The following is a 15,787-nucleotide window of genomic DNA, read 5'->3' as shown; positions in this document are numbered from 1 at the left end:
TGCGCCCTAGGGATGTGTCAGAAATCCTGCGCCGTTGGGTCCCCGCGTAATCAGCCGCTGAGGTCTAGACCCACTCGTCAGGGGGGGCGGGCTGAGGTTTGCCCTTTCCGTTCCAAGGTGAAAGGCCCCTCCAGGGCCTTTTTGAATCAAGTTTGGAAAAGGATGGGGGTCGCTGTTGGGCTGGATCTGGGCTTCGCGGGGAAGGTGCTTGGCATTCACCAGATGGGCGGCGCCGTTGGGGCCACGGGTGACGAGAACGGGCTCAGCCACCGCGGCAAGGGACACATTCAGCAGCGCGAGCGTAGTGAGGGCAGATCGGGTGATGAGTTGAGAACGTTTCATGGATGAATCTCCAATCTTTGAATGCTCTCACTCTAGGGAGGCTGGCTGAGAGATAAAGAAGGCTGCCGTGAGTTTGTCCTAGAAACTCTCTGAGAACTCTAAGAGAGAACTCTGAGAACTCTGAGCCCGACCCGCCTCTAGAATTTTTGATAGGTTCCCATCAGTTCTGCCTGTTCCAGGATATGTCCCTGCATTGCAGCCTCTAGCTGATCCCGACTGGGGTGAGTGAGGGCGAGGCAGGTATCGAGGGCATAGAGTGTGTGGAAATATCGGTGACGACCGATGGGTGGGCACGGCCCCCCATAGCGCAGCGTCTTGAAGTCGTTCAGACCGACCTGTGTACCGGCGGGTAGCCGTTGTACGCCTTCCGGCAAGCCCTGGGTCTGGGGTGGAATATTGAACAACAGCCAATGGACCCAGGTCATCTTGGGTGCAGCCGGATCGGGGGCATCCGGATCATCCACGATCAAGACCAGGCTTTTGGTGGCCTCCGAGACGCCTGTCCAGGCCAAGGGAGGGGACAGATCCGGTCCCTGGCAGGTATGGCGCTTTGGAATAGCTCCCTGATCAGAAAAGGCTGGGGATGTTAGGGTCAGCGCCATACAATGCACCTCTTGACAATATGGAGATCTTGATGCAAGGGAGAGCGGTGCCGATTTGGGGATGGCTTAGCTGCCGCTCAATCCTTGTCTCAACTCTATAATGAGAGTTGAAAGGTTACCTCTCTTGCATTATCGCACTGCACCTTTCAACACTCGTGCTGGTGCGGCACGGAGGAGCATCAGCCATGGCTACGTCCAGGCGATTCTATTGGGTTGTGGGGACTGCTTCCCTCCTGGGCGGTCTCGTCTATCTGGGGTTCGCTACGGGATTGGTGACCCCCGCTGGTCCGACGGTGCAAACTAGCGCCTCATCCTCAGTCCGGGAGCAGCGCGCACTTTCGCTCCACACCTCGGGGATTCGGAAGGCGCTTCAAGGGGACTATCAGGGAGCGATCGCGGATTATAGTCAGGCAATCGAGCTTTCTCCCCAAAACCCGGAAATATACTACAATCGCGGCGTGGCTTACTATTCCGTGGGAAACTCCCCCTCAGCGATCGCAGATTTTAATCAGACCCTGCAACTGGATCCGGCCAAGGCCCAGGCCTATGCCAATCGCGGCGCCATCTTTTTGGAAAGCGGGAACTCTCAAGCAGCCCTGGCAGATGCCCAAACCGCAGCCCAACTGTTTGAGGCTCAGGGTGATCCCCGTCTCGCGGATCAGATGCAGGATTGGATTCAGCAACAGGGTCTGCAGGCAGATTGACAATACCGTGGCCATCGAGGGTGTCTGGGCGTCGCAGGGGTTGCCTCCCAAACCTGGTGGTGGCCAGATTTAAGAATGGGGCGCAGGGTTCCCACTAGGGCATAAGTTATGCTTTTTCCTCTATGCCATGGGAGAGGCTGAGACCTGGGAAAACGCCCCCTTTTGGGGTTTTTGTCTGTCAAAAAAAACTCAAAAAAAAACTCAAAAAATGGATCGATCAAGGTGGAAAACGGTAGCCAATGATGCGGAATAATTTCCGGGTTTAAACGTTAGTGCTTCTTTTCTCTGTCTAAAGTAGTATGTGTGGATCCACTTGCTTTTCGTTACATCGTCATGAGTAAAAACGGCATTCGTTCCCAAGCCATCTATCAAATTACCAATCGTGACCTGATTCCAGCCAAGGCGCCCCAACGTCTGGAAGATATGTGGGCCACGAATGTTTTCAATTTGACCAAGATGCAGGCTAGCTTGCCTAAAACGGTTTTTAAATCGTTGAAAGAGACCATTACGAACGGTCAGCCGCTGGACCCATCGGTGGCGGATGCAGTGGCCACTGCCATGAAAGACTGGGCCACCTCCAAGGGGGCGCTCTACTATGCCCACGTGTTCTACCCGATGACCAACTCTACTGCCGAAAAGCATGATGGCTTTATCTCGGTGCAGTCTGATGGAAACGTAATTTCTGAGTTTTCCGGCAAGGTTCTGGTGCAGGGTGAGCCCGATGGGTCTTCCTTCCCTAACGGCGGGCTGCGAGACACCTTTGAGGCGCGGGGCTACACCGCCTGGGATGTGACCAGTCCGGCCTACATTATGGAAACGGACAATGGGTCCACCCTGTGTATTCCTACGGTGTTTGTGTCTTGGACCGGAGAAGCGCTGGATAAAAAGGTGCCGCTGTTGCGATCCATTGATGCCATGGACCGAGCTGCAAACCGCGTTCTTAAGTTGCTGGGCCATCAGGACATTGCCCGCGTGAATTCTAGCTGTGGGGCTGAACAAGAATATTTCCTGGTGGACGCCAACTTTGTTGGGAGTCGTCCGGATCTATTGCTGGCGGGTCGCACCTTGTTTGGGAAGGCGCCTGCCAAGGGCCAGGAATTTGACGATCACTATTTTGGGGCTATTCCCAATCGCGTGCAGGTCTTCATGCAGGATGTGGAGGAGACCCTTTATAAGTTGGGGATTCCTGCTAAGACTCGCCATAATGAAGTGGCGCCGGGTCAGTTTGAAATTGCGCCCTTTTTTGAGGCGGCCAACGTGGCAAGCGATCACCAGCAGCTGATTATGACGGTGCTGCGTCATACGGCTAAAAAGCATGGTTTTGTCTGCCTACTGCACGAGAAGCCCTTTGCTGGCATTAACGGATCTGGTAAGCACGTGAACTGGTCCATTGGGAATGCGACCCAGGGGAATTTGCTAGATCCAGGCGATTCTCCCCACGAAAACGCCCAGTTCTTGCTGTTCTGCGGCGCGGTGATTCGGGGCGTCCACCAGTATGGTCCCTTGATGCGGGCTGCCATCGCCACTGCCAGCAATGACCACCGCCTGGGGGCCAACGAAGCGCCGCCAGCCATTATGTCGGTGTATCTGGGAACTCAGCTTGAAGAGGTCTTTGAGCAAATTAAAACAGGGTCCGTGAGCAATTCCAAAGCCAAGGATGTGATGGATTTGGGGGTCGATATTCTGCCCAAGCTGACCAAAGATGCCGGCGATCGCAACCGCACCTCTCCCTTTGCCTTCACTGGAAACCGCTTTGAATTTCGGGCGGTGGGGTCAAGCCAGTCCGTATCAGGGCCCTTAATTGTCCTCAATACCATGCTGGCTGATTCCCTGGATTGGGTTGCCGATCGCTTGGAGAGTGAGCTGGGTAAGGGGGTAGACCAACATCAAGCCATTCTGGTGGTGCTTAAGGAAATTATGAACCAGCACGGCGCGGTGGTGTTTGGCGGCAACGGTTATTCTCCTGAATGGCATCGCACTGCTGTTGAGGATCGGGGCCTACTCAATCTGCCCACCACGGCCGATGCCCTGCCCCATCTCCGGCAGGCCTATGTGCAGGAGTTGTTTACCCGCACCGGCGTCCTCTCGCCCGTAGAGCTAGAGAGTCGCTACGAAGTTTATTCGGAGCAGTATATTCTCTCGGTTGAGGTGGAAGCGAAGCTCGTGGTAGACATGGCCAAGACGCTCATTTATCCGGCTTCCGTGGAGTACCTGTCCAAGTTATCGAACACCATTGCTACGCTGTCGGGCCTGGGAATTGACTTTGAAAAAGAGAGCGCTAAAAAGGTTGCGGGTTTGACCACAGACCTCAAGCAGTCTACGGATCAACTCTGTGAGGCCTTAGAAAAGGAGGGCTTTGCCTCGACGGCCGATCACATGCTGTACTGTGCCAAAACCCTTCTGCCCTTGATGAATCAGGTGCGGACGGCTGCGGATGCCCTGGAAGCAGAGGTGGGGGATGAATTTTGGCCCCTGCCGAAGTATCAGGAAATGCTGTTCATTAAGTAACCGTTTTCCTCAGCCGGGTCATTGCAGGTTTGATGTGCCAAGAGGCCACGATGGTCTAGGCCCTTGGCTCGTTCATCCTTGGGATGGCCCGGCACCTCGGCTGATTCATGTACCTTGCCTCAGGATCGCACTCGAAGTGCGATCCTGTTTTGTCTGGGGGGCCTTACACCTCTGGTTTCTGGGGCCTTTCGTTGCAAAGAAAATCGAAAGTGCGAAGAAAATCTAAAGCTTTTTGCGGCCTGACCGGCTTTGTGACCAAAGGGTAATCGGGGTTACAGATTCAATGTGAACTCCCTTTTTACGCTGGTTATCTAGCGCCGCTGTTTTTTGCCGGGTTGAATCCCATGGCCTTGCCCCAAATCATTGTTTACGGTCTAGATGCCATCGGCTATCGAATTTTTTGTCTGCTCCGTCAGCAGGGGGCTGCCGTGGTGGGGGTCCATGACACGGCGCTTCCCCAGGATCCGGAGGTGATCGTGGGGGATCTGCTGCGGGAGGATACCTTGCAGCGGGCGCAGGTTCAAACGGCACAGACCATCGTGATTGCCACCAGCGATGATGCTCGCAATCTAGAAATTCTGCTGCAGGTTCGCCTGCTCAATCCGCGCATTCGGGTCATTAACCGCCTGTTTAATCAGCGCCTGGGCGATCGCCTGGATCGAACGCTTCCCGACCATGCAACCATGAGCGTGGCCGATCTATCGGGACCGATTTTTGCCTTTGCAGCGATGGACAAGGTGGCCATTGGTCACCTGCGCCTGTTTCAGAAAATTTGGCCCATTTACGAAGAATGTATCCATGCCCATCATCCCTGGTGCGGTCGCCAGCTGCATGATCTGTGGGAGGATCGCAACCGCATGCTAATTCACTACCTGACTTCGGATCAGGAAATTAGCCTGGTGGAGGCCATGAACCTCAAGCGTCGGCTGCAGGCGGGCGATCGCCTGATCATTGGCACTAAACCGGCGGTGGAGACCCGACGATCCTCTCTGGGAGAGATGTTCCGCAAGGGCTTGCTTTGGGTGGCTCAGTTTCAACGGCATTTGCGCTCCGGGCTGGTGGTGACCTGTTCGCTGCTGGTGACCATTGCCCTGGCCACCATGACCTATGCCTATTTCGGCTGGGAGCAGGGAACCCTTGTGGATGCCCTTTATTTTTCCGTGGGCATGATTACCGGGGCAGGTGGCAATGAAGATATTGCTGAGAAGTCCTCCGCTGTGCTGAAGTTCTTCACGGTGGTGATGATGCTGCTAGGGGCGGGGGTGATTGGCGTTTTCTATGCTCTGCTCAATGATTTGGTGTTGGGAACGCGGCTGCGGAGCTTTTGGGATGTGGCCCGGATTCCCTATAAGAATCACTATATTATCTGCGGGTTGGGGGGGGTTGGTGTGGAGATTGCCCAGCAGCTCCGTCGTCAGGGCCATGAAATTGTGGTGGTGGAGCGAGATGCGGAAAATCGCTTTCTGTGCATGGCGCGATCGCAGCAAATTCCGGTGGTTGTGGCCGATGCCAGCCTGCCCCTAACCCTCAAGAGCACCAATATTGACCAGGCCAGCGCCCTGCTTGCGGTCACCAACGAGGACATGAGCAACCTGGAAATTGCGCTGACGGCGAAGGAGCTTGCCCCGAAGCTCACGGTGATTGTGCGCAGTAATCATCCCAGCCAGGCCCGCCGCATGAACCAGGTTTTTGACTTTACAGCGGTTCTCAACCCCTTTGAGCTAGCGGCTCCTGCCTTTGCTGCGGCAGCCCTGGGGGGGCGAATCCTCGGGAGTGGGGTGACGGGCGATATGCTCTGGATTGCCCTGTCGCTGCTGATTACGCCAGCCCACGCTTTTTGCGGGCAATCGGTGCGGACAATTGCCATTGAAGCCGACTTGGTGCCCCTCTATCTCCAGACCTCCCACCAGCAAATCCACGGCTGGGATCTGTTGGAGGCCATCCTCAATCCCGGCGATGTGCTGCATTTAACCATCCCGGCAAAAAATATGGAGCGGCTCTGGCGCACCAACGCTTCGCAACCCGCTCCTGCTTCGGTGCAGAGGAGTTCCTCTTGATCATCCCCGACAGTCCTCTGGACAATGGGGCTACCGCCAGGTGTTGGGGGGGCACAGGGCGGCGAGATTACGCAGGACATAAAAGTTCAGGTGAGCCTAGACCCTGGATCGTACAATGAACCTGATCTGCTTTTCAGGGGGCAAGGTTGATGGAGTTCGGTCACGGGGGCTGGGGGCGCTGGGCATGGCTGCTCAGTATCGGATTCATGCTGGGATCTTGTCAGGGGCGATCTGCTGACCTCTCTAGCTCATCATCTCCGGTCCAAATTTTTGGGTCCCTCACCGGAGAAGGGGGAGACATTGTCAAGCAGGCGATCGCCCCCTTTTCCCAGACCACCGGGATTGAGGTGATCTACGAAGGCAGCGACGCCTTTGCAACGGTGCTGCCCATCAAGGTGGAAGCGGGCAACAAGCCGGACATTGCCATCTTTCCCCAGCCAGGACTGATGGCGAATTTAGCCCAGGAAGGAGATCTGGTTCCCCTGGAGTTTTTGGATCAAGGCCAGCTTGCCCAGGCCTATGGCAATGACTGGGTTAAACTGGGAACCGTTGAGGGTAAGCTCTACGGCATTTGGATGCGGGCCGATCCTAAAAGCATCGTTTGGTATAACCCCAAGGCCTTTCAGGCCAGGGGATATCAAATCCCAGAAACCTGGTCGGATCTCCAGGCCCTGACCCAAAAAATTCAAGCGGCCGGAGCGGTTCCCTGGTGTTTGGGGATGGAAAGCGGGGATGCCACGGGCTGGGTGGGCACGGACTGGGTGGAGAGTATTTTGCTGCGTACGGCGGGGCCGCAGGTTTACGATCAGTGGGTGAATCGGCAAATTCCCTTTACCGCACCGGCGGTGAAAATGGCCTTTGAGCGTTTTGGGGCCATTGCCCGTGATCCTCGGCAGGTGGTGGGGGGAACCACCGGGGTGGTTAGCATTCCCTTCGGCGACTCCCCAGCCCCGCTGTTTGACAACCCGCCGGGCTGCTATTTGCATCGCCAGGCCAGCTTCATCATCGATTTCCTCCCGAACAAGGTGAACCTGGAAACCGATGTCAATGTTTTTGAGCTGCCCAGCATTAACCCCCAATGGGGGAAGCCGCTGCTGGTGGGTGGACTGGTGTTTAGTTTGCTCAATGATCGGCCCGAGGCGCGGGCGATGATGGAATACCTGATCTCTGCCCAACCCCATCGCATCCTGGCCGGTCAGAACTACATTACCCCCCATCAGGGGGTGCCCCTGAGCGCCTACGGGAATCCGCTGATGCGAAGGCAGGCACAGATCCTAAGGCAGGCAGAGTCGATTCGCTTTGATGGATCAGACCTCATGCCAGCCCAGGTCGGAACTGGGACCTTTTGGACGGGGATGGTGGACTACGTGGGCGGAGAAGATCTGGACACGGTTCTGCAAACCATTGATCGCAGCTGGCCTAACCCCTGAGGTTTGCTGGGCGACGGCTCTCCTCTGGGGCTAGCCAAACTTGACAACTCTTGTTTACGAACTCTCCCGCAATGAACCCTCGATTATTTCATATTACGGAGCGCCAGGCCTGGGAACAGGCCCAGGGCTTGTATCGATGTGCCTCCCTGGATCAGGAGGGGTTTATTCATCTTTCCACGGATCAGCAGGTGATTGGGGTGGCCAATCGCTTCTTTTCGGGAAAAAGAGACCTGGTTTTGCTGGAAATTGCTAGAGACCGCCTGCAATCCCCTCTTTGTGAGGACCTAGTCCCAGGACAGGGCCTATTCCCCCATCTGTACGGTCCTTTGAACCTAGACGCGGTGGTGCGCGTGTGGAGGCTGGAACCCGATGGTGACGGCACATTTGTTAGGTGGCAATAGTGCCCATGGACCTTGAGATAGATATCCAAGACATTATTAGTGGCTACGCCCAGGGCTATTTTCTGATGGCGGACAGTTCCGAGGATCCCTTGCACTGGTATACGACCCGCCAGCGCACCCTCATTCCCTTAGACCACCAATTTCGCTATCCGCGATCGCTTCAGCGGATTCTGAACCAAAATCGCTTTACCTCCGCCATTAATCGTGATTTTCAAGCCGTGGTGACGGGTTGCGCCAACCGCCCTGAAACCTGGATCTCCGCAGAACTCAAGCAAATCTATCAGGCCCTGTATCAGGCGGGGTGGGCCTATAGTTTTGAAACCTGGCAGGGCCCTCATCTGGCAGGTGGGATTTTGGGCATTGTGATTGGGCGGGTGTTCATTGGCGAATCCATGTTTTACCAGATCCCGGAGGGATCTAAGGTGGCCATGGTCAAGCTGGTGGAACATCTGCGATCGCGCGACTTTATCCTTTTCGATGCCCAGCTGCCTAATCCCCACCTGTCTCGCTTTGGTGCAGTGGAGGTTGCCCAAGCTGAATATCTCCGGCTGCTAGAGCTAGGCGTGCAGCTTCCCTTCAACTTCCTGCCGCCCTGATCAATCGCCTGATGCATAGCCTGCCGCTCTACCCCTTGTGCTCTCTTTTTGATGGCGCATCCAATTTATGGCGCATCCAGGCCACTGGCGCGCCCAGCTTTAGAGGCCCAAATTATAGACTCAAGCCCTAGGGCGCCTGCTTTTTTATCCAATCCAGGCAATGTCGGCGTCCTCTGCAGGGGCAGTGGGCCTTGGGGCCGAGGCTTTGGGAGCGGTGCGTTCCCTCAGTTCAAAGGGAGCAGTCCCTGAGGGATCCTTGGGGGGCTGGGATCGGCGAATGGCTGCTAGGATTTCAGACTGGGGCTGGATGAGGGTTTGTTTGCTGTTAAAGACATAGGGAGCGGCATCTTTTTCCTCGGGAAACAGATGCTCTAAAAAATAGTCCAGGGTTTGTTGATCAATGCAGCCCAATAACACTGCGTTCGCCCCAAAGCGGAAGCCATTGTGGCGCTGTTCTTGCACAATAATCTCCACCGTGGTGGTGTCCATTAATCCAGCCTGGTGGAGATAGGCCCCCAGGGGTTTGCGGAGGGATTGGCCCCGAACCCAGCCCCATTCGTCGGCAAAGAAGTCCGCTGTTCTTTGGTTAATCCAGCCGCGAGCCACAAAAATCTCCCCCAGCCGCAATTGGCTGTACTCTTGCTGGTCATAGAGGGCCACCTGTAATTGCGCCTCGGTGACCAAATGGGCCTCTCGCAAGAGTTCACCCAGGCGCTGTGGAGTCGGAGGAGGGCAAGAGGTTGCAGTTAAAGTCATGGGCGATCGCAACGGCGATATGGTCAGAGCCAACTGCTGTGGGGCAATCGGCTGGTTCCATCCGTCCAGGGCTAGGCAAAGATGGCGATAATTTGCCTATCATACAGCATTGATCTGCTTAGATACAGGTGGTGGAGATTTGAACACCGTAAAATTACGGAACTTGTTGGGTAGGGCGGATCCCAGTTTCCCCCGTGCCGCTGCCCTAGCTGGGGAGGATCCCAGGGTCAACCGCCTCTAGTTCAAAACGGAGAGCGTCTCTTGATCGCCGGTCAATTCCCCTGCGAGGGGACAGGGCAACCATCAGTGGGTCTGGCCGCTGTGCAAAATATCCATGAGCCTAATATCAACCGCAGCTTTGGCGCAGAAGAAAAGCGGTCAGCATAGCTGACCGCTTGTGATGGAATATTCCCTGATGGATTCATCCTTGCCGATGTATGGCTGGTCGATTCATCTTTACCCAGCGCCAGGGGGCAGCCTGGTATAGTTCCAATCGGAACCCCAATTAGCTTTGAGGGGCTTCGGCCTGGTGCTCCGGATGGTTCTGTGCCAGGGTGAGCTTGACGACCTTCTGCTTTGCTTCCTCCACCTTGGGTAAGGTCAGGACCAGGATGCCCTGCTCAAAGCTGGCCTGGGCTTGGCTGTTTTGAATGGCCACCGGCAGTTGAACCAGGCGGCGGAATTGACCGTAGCGTACATCAGAGTGCAGGAGTTTTTCGCTTCCTTGCAGGTCTGGGCGCTGACGCTGTCCCGTAATTAAAATGGACTCACGTGTGAGCTGAATGTCGAGATCTTGTCCCTCAACCCCAGGCAGATAAACGCTGAGCAGCAGGTGATCGTCGGTTTCCTTTAACTCAATGGCCGGAGTCCAAGTGGTCAGCGCTTCCGATTCTTGAGCATTGGGGAAGCTCTCGAACAGGCGGTCAATTTGACGACTCAGGCTCAAGGCGTCTTGGGCGGGATTCCAGTATCGAATCATCATAGATTGGGTTTCCTCACGATTGGGATGAATGGTGTGCGGTATGTTGCCCGCGTTGGTTATTCCCAATATGCAATGGATAAACCCTGGTCAAACAGAGCGGAAAACCGAGAAAAACAGAGGTGAATTCCGATCTGAATCAATTTTCATGAAAAATGCCGGTTCGGTATCCCGAATTATCCCGGTGGGTGCCCCGAACCTGCCCCTACCGCCAGATAGTCTCTCAGGCATTGGGAACGATGGACCGCTGACATTGGGGACAAATGGCCTGGATGAGAAGTTGACAGTCGAGCAGATGGAATCCCTCTTTTTCCGCTGTTTTGGCCCCAATCTTGAGGACCGAATCGCTGCGGAACTCTATGGCCTTATTGCACTGTACGCAAATCAGGTGATGATGGTGGTGCGGGGCGGGCTGATTAATTTCATAGTGCTTGTGACCTTCGGCAAACTCCAGCTCCCGGAGAATCCCCATCCGGGCCATGAGCTTAACGGTGCGATAAATAGTGGAAAGACTAATGGGCGTACCGAGATCTTGGAGCTTATCGTGCAGTTCCTCTGCACTCAGATGATTGCCCTTGGGTAACTGCTGAAAGACTTGCAGGATTGTTTCCCGTTGCGGCGTGAGCCGCCACCCGCGCTCGTGCAGCTCTGCTTTTAAGGCGTTAGAAGTATACATGGATTTTCTCAGTAATGCTGCCTTATTGAGAATAATATCCCATCCCCAGGGTGATAGCAAGAAGATTGCCTTATTGAGAAAAAACTTTACGCCTCCCCTGGCAGGGCTCCACGGCTTTCCAAGAGTCTGATGGGGATGTTGGCCGAACGCCTAGGGCTCAATCGGGTGGGGCTCAATCGGGAGAGTGGGGAGAGATGGACTGCTCAGGGAAGGAGGATGAATCTGTAGGATAGATTAAGAACCTGCCGCCTCTTCGCTGCGTGCGGACAGCAGATCGGGTTCGCAACACTCACCTCAGCGCAGGAGGTCAATGGATGAGTCTGATTGGCAATATACTCTGGTTGGTATTTGGGGGCTTGATTGCTGGCTGTCTGTACATTCTCAGCGGTCTGTTACTTTGCCTGACCATTGTTGGCATTCCCTTCGGCCTGCAAACGATCAAAATCGGCTGGGCAACCTTTGCCCCCTTTGGCAAAGATGTGGTGACCAAGCCCGGTGGGGATAGCGTCCTGAGCTTGGTCTTTAACATCATTTGGATTTTGTGCTTTGGCTGGGAAATTGCCATCGCCCATTTGACGTCGGCAGCGTTGCTGGCCATCACGATTATTGGGTTGCCCTTTGCAAAGCAGCATCTGAAGCTGCTGGTGGTTTCATTTTTGCCCTTTGGTCATGAGCTGAAATGACCTGAGGATCGGCAAAAGCTCAACCCCAATCAACCATGCCCAAGTCAACCATGCCTGAGTTAACTATGCCCGAGTTAACTATGCCCGAGTTAACTATGCTTGGCGTTGGCGCTTAATTCGCGCCGAACCACTTCTGGGCGTTAAGTCGTTGGATGACTCCAAAAACTAATAAATCAAGGGTAATCTTACGCTCGTCAATGAGAAAGGACTCAATGACAGCCGGTTGTCCATGACTGGTGGCCCAGGAAAAGGCCTTTGCCTTGTTGATGTCCTGCTCCAGAAAGTAAACCGTAAAGCGCCGCTGACCGCTCGCCCAGGATCCCGTGACCCGGTCTTGGTCAAAGCTGAGCTGCAGATCGCTTACCGACAGCTTTTCCAAAGCTGTTCTCAGGCTGGGAATGAAGTGGGCTTCAATGAACTCATCAAAGGGTTTCTCTTCAACGGCGGGTGGTTTTTCCTGCTTGGCAGACTTTTTAGGGGCGGTCTTCGCCGCCGCCGGTTTCTTTTCCGCTTTTGGGGTGTCGGAGGTATCCGGGGAATTGGGGGTTTTGTCCTCAGCCATGACTGTGCCTAATGCTATCGATGCCTCATGATATCGACTAACCGCCTGCGATCGCAGGAATAATGCTTACCTCATCTCCGTCCTGGAGTTCGGTGTCCTTCCCATTGAGGAAACGAATGTCTTCATTATTGACATAAAAATTGACGAAGCGGCGCAATTCCCCGCTTTCATCACAGAGGCGATTCTTAATCCCAGGGCAGTTTTGCTCCAGTGACTCCAGAAGTTCAGCAACCGAACGACCGCTGCACTCCACCGTCGCTTGATTTTGGGTGAGCTTTTGCAACGGAGTCGGAATGAGGACTTTTACAGCCATGAATATCGGATTCTCCTATTAAATCAGGTGGGTGGAATAGGGTGGGTCAAGACTTCATTGGGAAGTTAAAGAGCGGGTAGAACGGGCCTAATCCCTAGGCCCGTTCTCTTCGGCTCCGCTCCTCAGACCCTAATCTTTGGGATCTACATTTTAGACCATGACCGGCTGCCATTCGAGACGATCAAGGGTTTGGGCTCGATCCCAAGCGCGCTCAAAGCTTTCCAGTTTGGCTTCAATGGTCAACGGCTCACCGACGTAGGGCTGAACGGCTTCCTGAGTTTTTAAGCCATTGCCGGTGATGTAAACCACCGTTTTTTCCTCCGGATTGATTTGACCGGTTTCCACCAGCTTTTTCAACACCGCCACGGTGGTGCCGCCAGCAGTTTCTGTAAAAATTCCTTCGGTTTCTGCCAGGAGCTTCATTCCGGCCACAATCTCCTCATCGCTCACAGATTCAATGGTGCCGCCGGTTTTGCGGGCGATGTCCAGAGCGTAAACCCCGTCGGCTGGATTACCGATGGCAATGGACTTGGCAACGGTATTGGGCTTCACGGGAGAAATAAAGTCTCGACCTTCTCGGTAGGCTTGGGCAATGGGAGAGCAGCCTTCGGCCTGGGCACCGCTAAAGCGCACCGCCCTATCCTCGACTAAGCCCACCTGCACAAATTCGCGGAAGCCTTTGTATATCTTCGTAAATAGCGATCCTGAGGCCAGGGGCGCCACAATGTGGTCCGGTAGATCCCAGCCGAGCTGTTCGGCCACTTCGTAGCCCAGGGTTTTAGATCCCTCGGAATAGTAGGGCCGCAGATTGATATTCACAAAGCCCCAGCCGTGGGTATTGGCGACTTCCGAGCAGAGCCGATTGACTTGGTCGTAGTTGCCCTCCACCGCCATCAGGGTCGGAGCGTAGATCAAGGTGCCAAGAACCTTGCCCGCCTCCAGGTCTGCTGGAATGAAGACGCAGCAGTCCAACCCGGCGCGGGCGGCGATTGCCGCGGTGGAGTTGGCCAGGTTTCCAGTGCTGGCGCAGGAGACGGTGGTAAAGCCGAGCTCCTGTGCTCGGGTGAGGGCTACCGAAACTACCCGGTCCTTAAAGCTCAAGGTGGGCATATTGACCGCGTCATTTTTAATGTAGAGATGCTTTAAACCGAGCTGCCGCGCGAGCCGATTGGCCTTAAGCAGGGGGGTCATGCCGGTGCCCACATCGATGGGCTGATCTGTTTCAACGGGAAGAAAGCTGCGGTAGCGCCAAATGGAATGGGGACCCGCTTGAATGTCCTGGCGGGTAATTTTTCCGGCGAGCCGACTGAAATCGTAGGACACCTCTAACGGCCCAAAACAATATTCACATACGTGAATGGCAGCAGGCTCGTAGGTTTCGCCACATTCTTTACATTTCAGGCCCGTAAAGGCGGCTTTGATTTCTTGGATGGCGGATTGAACCATGGGTCTTCGTCCTATACAGCGGCGGTGGGTTTGCGCAGTCTCAACATTGAGCAGCACCCTATCACGTTAAAAAAAGTGTCGTCAAACATACCCGACCAAAAAAGTCGGGTATGTTCAAGGATCTTGATTTTACCCCCCGGCCTCCCTGGGGGGTAGGGCTGGAAATCTTCTCCCCATCAGGACTAGCTCAATTAGATGGGAGGCCACCTGAGGGCCTTGGGACTTTGCCCAAGGGAAAATGAGAGATCGTCAGAGTCAAGAATTTTGTTTAGATTTGTAAATATTCCCGACTCCGGTCTCCTTGCTGCCGAGGTTCTTTGCGGTCGCTGTGAGTCTGGGAGATTTACTCCGTGAGATAGGGTTGACAGAGGGCCTTAAAGTGATCGCCGCGCTTTTCAAAATTAGGATACTGGTCAAAGCTGGCACAGGCTGGGGAGAGCAAAATGGATTGCACCGGACTATCCTTCGCCAGTTCCAGGGCTCGGGTCACCGCACGGTCCATGGTTTCGACAATCTCGTAGTTTGAAAACTGGGTGTCGTGGAGGCGTTGCGCAAAGGCTGGGGCCGCATTGCCAATGAGCAGGACGTAGGCCGCCTTCTGGTGGATCGTTTGGATCCAGGTACGGTCGTCGCCTTTTTTGGGATCACCGCCTGCAATTAAAATCGTTGGGCCTTGAACGGCAGCCAGGCCGGTCTGGGCTGCCTCGTAGTTGGTCGCCTTGCTATCGTTAATGAGGTTAACCTGTCCACAGGTGCCCACCTGCTCTAGTCGGTGGGGCACGCCGGGAAAGGTGGCGATACCTTCGGCAATGGCAGCGGGTTCCACCCCTGCTAGATGGGCTGCGGCTATTGCCAGCAGCATATTTTGTTGGTTATGAACGCCGTGCATCTTGAGCCGATGGACTTCCACAATGGGCTGCTGGTCAACCCTGGCCCAGCCCGCTTGAATATCAACGCGGGGGACAAAGGGAAGATCTCCCGTATAGGCGTTGGGTTGGGCTAGGGTCCAGACCGCCTCGGGCCACCGCCAGGCCGTCCCCTGTTGTAAGATCGCATCATCCCCGTTGAGCACCTTATGCTCCGATTGATTAATCAAGGCGGCCTTAATGGCCCGGTAGCACTCCACGCTTCCGTGGCGTTCTAAATGATCCGGTGAAAAGGTGGTCCAAACCCCAATCTTGGGGGCCAGGGTTGAGGCGGATTCGATCTGATAGCTGCTGATTTCAGCCACAACCCAATCAAGGGGGTCGCCGGCGAGGGCCAGTTCGCAAGCGCTATAGCCAATATTGCCGCAGGCGGGAGCCTTGAGTCCTGCCCTTTGCAGGATTGCTGCTGTTAATGCGGTGGTGGTGGTTTTGCCGTTGGTGCCCGTGATCCCAATCCAGGGAAACTGCCTCAGGTTTCGCCAGGCAAATTCTAGTTCGCCCATCATTTCAATTCCTCGCTGGCGGGCTTCAACTAAGGACGGCAGATCCCAGGGCACCCCTGGACTGACGATTACCCGCTGGGGGAGGGGATTTTCCAAGGCGGCAAGTTGGTCCAGACTAAAGCGCGTATCCAGATAGACCTGGATGCCCATCTGCTCAAGTTGTTGCTGGCGATCGACTAAGGCGGCGGAATGCCCCGCATCGCTCAGACTCACCTGCCAGCCCTGGCGCCGTAGCAATCGAGCTGCCGCAATTCCAGATCGCCCTAACCCAATGACATGTGCAACAGCCATAATTAATCAGAA

At 55.0% G+C, this 15,787-nt stretch carries 16 protein-coding genes; 7 read left to right on the top strand and 9 right to left on the bottom strand.

The features are described from left to right. Positions 1-6: 6 nt before the first annotated feature. The gene (locus QQ91_RS05965; RefSeq protein WP_166281077.1) at positions 7-342 is read right to left on the bottom strand and encodes a hypothetical protein; all 336 of its coding nucleotides are present in this window, start codon (positions 340-342) and stop codon (positions 7-9) included. 137 nt (positions 343-479) lie between these two features. Next, positions 480-944 (bottom strand): YbhB/YbcL family Raf kinase inhibitor-like protein, encoded by a 465-nt coding sequence (locus QQ91_RS05960; RefSeq protein WP_166281075.1) that lies wholly within the window; start codon positions 942-944, stop codon positions 480-482. A gap of 185 nt (positions 945-1,129) precedes the next feature. Between QQ91_RS05960 and QQ91_RS05955 the strand changes: the two genes are divergently transcribed. The 6 genes from QQ91_RS05955 (at position 1,130) to aat (ending at position 8,640) form a co-directional block, all read left to right on the top strand. Next, the gene (locus QQ91_RS05955) at positions 1,130-1,648 is read left to right on the top strand and encodes a tetratricopeptide repeat protein (protein ID WP_166281073.1); all 519 of its coding nucleotides are present in this window, start codon (positions 1,130-1,132) and stop codon (positions 1,646-1,648) included. Between the two features lie 303 nt (positions 1,649-1,951). Then, positions 1,952-4,156 (top strand): glutamine synthetase III family protein, encoded by a 2,205-nt coding sequence (locus tag QQ91_RS05950; protein WP_250833270.1) that lies wholly within the window; start codon positions 1,952-1,954, stop codon positions 4,154-4,156. Between the two features lie 344 nt (positions 4,157-4,500). After that, positions 4,501-6,213 (top strand): potassium channel family protein, encoded by a 1,713-nt coding sequence (locus tag QQ91_RS05945; RefSeq protein WP_166281069.1) that lies wholly within the window; start codon positions 4,501-4,503, stop codon positions 6,211-6,213. Positions 6,214-6,362: 149 nt separating this feature from the next. After that, positions 6,363-7,643, top strand: coding sequence for an ABC transporter substrate-binding protein (locus tag QQ91_RS05940; protein ID WP_166281067.1), 1,281 nt, complete (start codon positions 6,363-6,365; stop codon positions 7,641-7,643). 71 nt (positions 7,644-7,714) lie between these two features. Further along, positions 7,715-8,044 (top strand): DUF952 domain-containing protein, encoded by a 330-nt coding sequence (locus tag QQ91_RS05935; protein WP_166281065.1) that lies wholly within the window; start codon positions 7,715-7,717, stop codon positions 8,042-8,044. A gap of 5 nt (positions 8,045-8,049) precedes the next feature. Beyond that, the gene (gene aat, locus QQ91_RS05930; protein WP_166281063.1) at positions 8,050-8,640 is read left to right on the top strand and encodes a leucyl/phenylalanyl-tRNA--protein transferase; all 591 of its coding nucleotides are present in this window, start codon (positions 8,050-8,052) and stop codon (positions 8,638-8,640) included. Positions 8,641-8,784: 144 nt separating this feature from the next. On the opposite strand, the gene QQ91_RS05925 is transcribed toward aat, so the two are convergent. The 3 genes from QQ91_RS05925 to QQ91_RS05915 all read right to left on the bottom strand — a co-directional run bounded on the left by QQ91_RS05925 (position 8,785) and on the right by QQ91_RS05915 (position 11,051). After that, the gene (locus QQ91_RS05925) at positions 8,785-9,396 is read right to left on the bottom strand and encodes a cyclic di-GMP-binding domain-containing protein, MshE-related (RefSeq protein ID WP_166281061.1); all 612 of its coding nucleotides are present in this window, start codon (positions 9,394-9,396) and stop codon (positions 8,785-8,787) included. Between the two features lie 505 nt (positions 9,397-9,901). Then, a complete protein-coding gene (locus QQ91_RS05920; protein WP_166281059.1) occupies positions 9,902-10,378 on the bottom strand; it encodes an Hsp20/alpha crystallin family protein in 477 nt (158 codons plus the stop codon). Between the two features lie 220 nt (positions 10,379-10,598). Continuing rightward, a complete protein-coding gene (locus tag QQ91_RS05915; protein WP_166281057.1) occupies positions 10,599-11,051 on the bottom strand; it encodes a Fur family transcriptional regulator in 453 nt (150 codons plus the stop codon). A gap of 314 nt (positions 11,052-11,365) precedes the next feature. Between QQ91_RS05915 and QQ91_RS05910 the strand changes: the two genes are divergently transcribed. Beyond that, a complete protein-coding gene (locus QQ91_RS05910; RefSeq protein WP_166281055.1) occupies positions 11,366-11,734 on the top strand; it encodes a YccF domain-containing protein in 369 nt (122 codons plus the stop codon). 112 nt (positions 11,735-11,846) lie between these two features. Here the strand turns inward: QQ91_RS05910 and QQ91_RS05905 are convergent, their stop codons facing one another. From QQ91_RS05905 to murD, 4 genes are all read right to left on the bottom strand, one after another. Continuing rightward, positions 11,847-12,296 carry a DUF2996 domain-containing protein gene (locus QQ91_RS05905; protein WP_166281053.1) on the bottom strand — a complete coding sequence of 150 codons (450 nt, stop codon included), beginning with the start codon at positions 12,294-12,296 and terminating at the stop codon, positions 11,847-11,849. Between the two features lie 37 nt (positions 12,297-12,333). Continuing rightward, entirely contained in the window at positions 12,334-12,609 is a 276-nt protein-coding gene (locus QQ91_RS05900; protein ID WP_166281051.1) for a MoaD/ThiS family protein, read from the bottom strand. Between the two features lie 150 nt (positions 12,610-12,759). Beyond that, positions 12,760-14,055 (bottom strand): threonine synthase, encoded by a 1,296-nt coding sequence (thrC, locus tag QQ91_RS05895; protein ID WP_166281049.1) that lies wholly within the window; start codon positions 14,053-14,055, stop codon positions 12,760-12,762. Positions 14,056-14,398: 343 nt separating this feature from the next. Next, on the bottom strand, positions 14,399-15,775 hold the full coding sequence (gene murD, locus QQ91_RS05890; RefSeq protein ID WP_166281047.1) for a UDP-N-acetylmuramoyl-L-alanine--D-glutamate ligase: 1,377 nt from the start codon (positions 15,773-15,775) through the stop codon (positions 14,399-14,401). Between the last annotated feature and the right edge of the window lie 12 nt (positions 15,776-15,787).

Source organism: Lyngbya confervoides BDU141951 (genome assembly GCF_000817775.3).
GTDB classification, from domain to species: domain Bacteria; phylum Cyanobacteriota; class Cyanobacteriia; order Thermosynechococcales; family Thermosynechococcaceae; genus Lyngbya; species Lyngbya confervoides.
Note: the sequence above shows the minus strand (reverse complement) of the source record. Positions and strands in the feature narration are given on the sequence as shown.

Bases quoted from the DNA above. Each gene is read 5' to 3' on its own strand.
- QQ91_RS05935 (WP_166281065.1), top strand. From the start codon at position 7,715: ATGAACCCTCGATTATTTCATATTACGGAGCGCCAGGCCTGGGAACAG.
- QQ91_RS05940 (WP_166281067.1), top strand. From the start codon at position 6,363: ATGGAGTTCGGTCACGGGGGCTGGGGGCGCTGGGCATGGCTGCTCAGT.
- QQ91_RS05915 (WP_166281057.1), bottom strand. From the start codon at position 11,051: ATGTATACTTCTAACGCCTTAAAAGCAGAGCTGCACGAGCGCGGGTGG.
- QQ91_RS05910 (WP_166281055.1), top strand. From the start codon at position 11,366: ATGAGTCTGATTGGCAATATACTCTGGTTGGTATTTGGGGGCTTGATT.
- QQ91_RS05965 (WP_166281077.1), bottom strand. From the start codon at position 342: ATGAAACGTTCTCAACTCATCACCCGATCTGCCCTCACTACGCTCGCG.
- QQ91_RS05945 (WP_166281069.1), top strand. From the start codon at position 4,501: ATGGCCTTGCCCCAAATCATTGTTTACGGTCTAGATGCCATCGGCTAT.
- QQ91_RS05920 (WP_166281059.1), bottom strand. From the start codon at position 10,378: ATGATGATTCGATACTGGAATCCCGCCCAAGACGCCTTGAGCCTGAGT.
- QQ91_RS05900 (WP_166281051.1), bottom strand. From the start codon at position 12,609: ATGGCTGTAAAAGTCCTCATTCCGACTCCGTTGCAAAAGCTCACCCAA.
- murD (WP_166281047.1), bottom strand. From the start codon at position 15,775: ATGGCTGTTGCACATGTCATTGGGTTAGGGCGATCTGGAATTGCGGCA.
- QQ91_RS05955 (WP_166281073.1), top strand. From the start codon at position 1,130: ATGGCTACGTCCAGGCGATTCTATTGGGTTGTGGGGACTGCTTCCCTC.
- QQ91_RS05960 (WP_166281075.1), bottom strand. From the start codon at position 944: ATGGCGCTGACCCTAACATCCCCAGCCTTTTCTGATCAGGGAGCTATT.
- QQ91_RS05925 (WP_166281061.1), bottom strand. From the start codon at position 9,396: ATGACTTTAACTGCAACCTCTTGCCCTCCTCCGACTCCACAGCGCCTG.
- thrC (WP_166281049.1), bottom strand. From the start codon at position 14,055: ATGGTTCAATCCGCCATCCAAGAAATCAAAGCCGCCTTTACGGGCCTG.
- aat (WP_166281063.1), top strand. From the start codon at position 8,050: ATGGACCTTGAGATAGATATCCAAGACATTATTAGTGGCTACGCCCAG.
- QQ91_RS05905 (WP_166281053.1), bottom strand. From the start codon at position 12,296: ATGGCTGAGGACAAAACCCCCAATTCCCCGGATACCTCCGACACCCCA.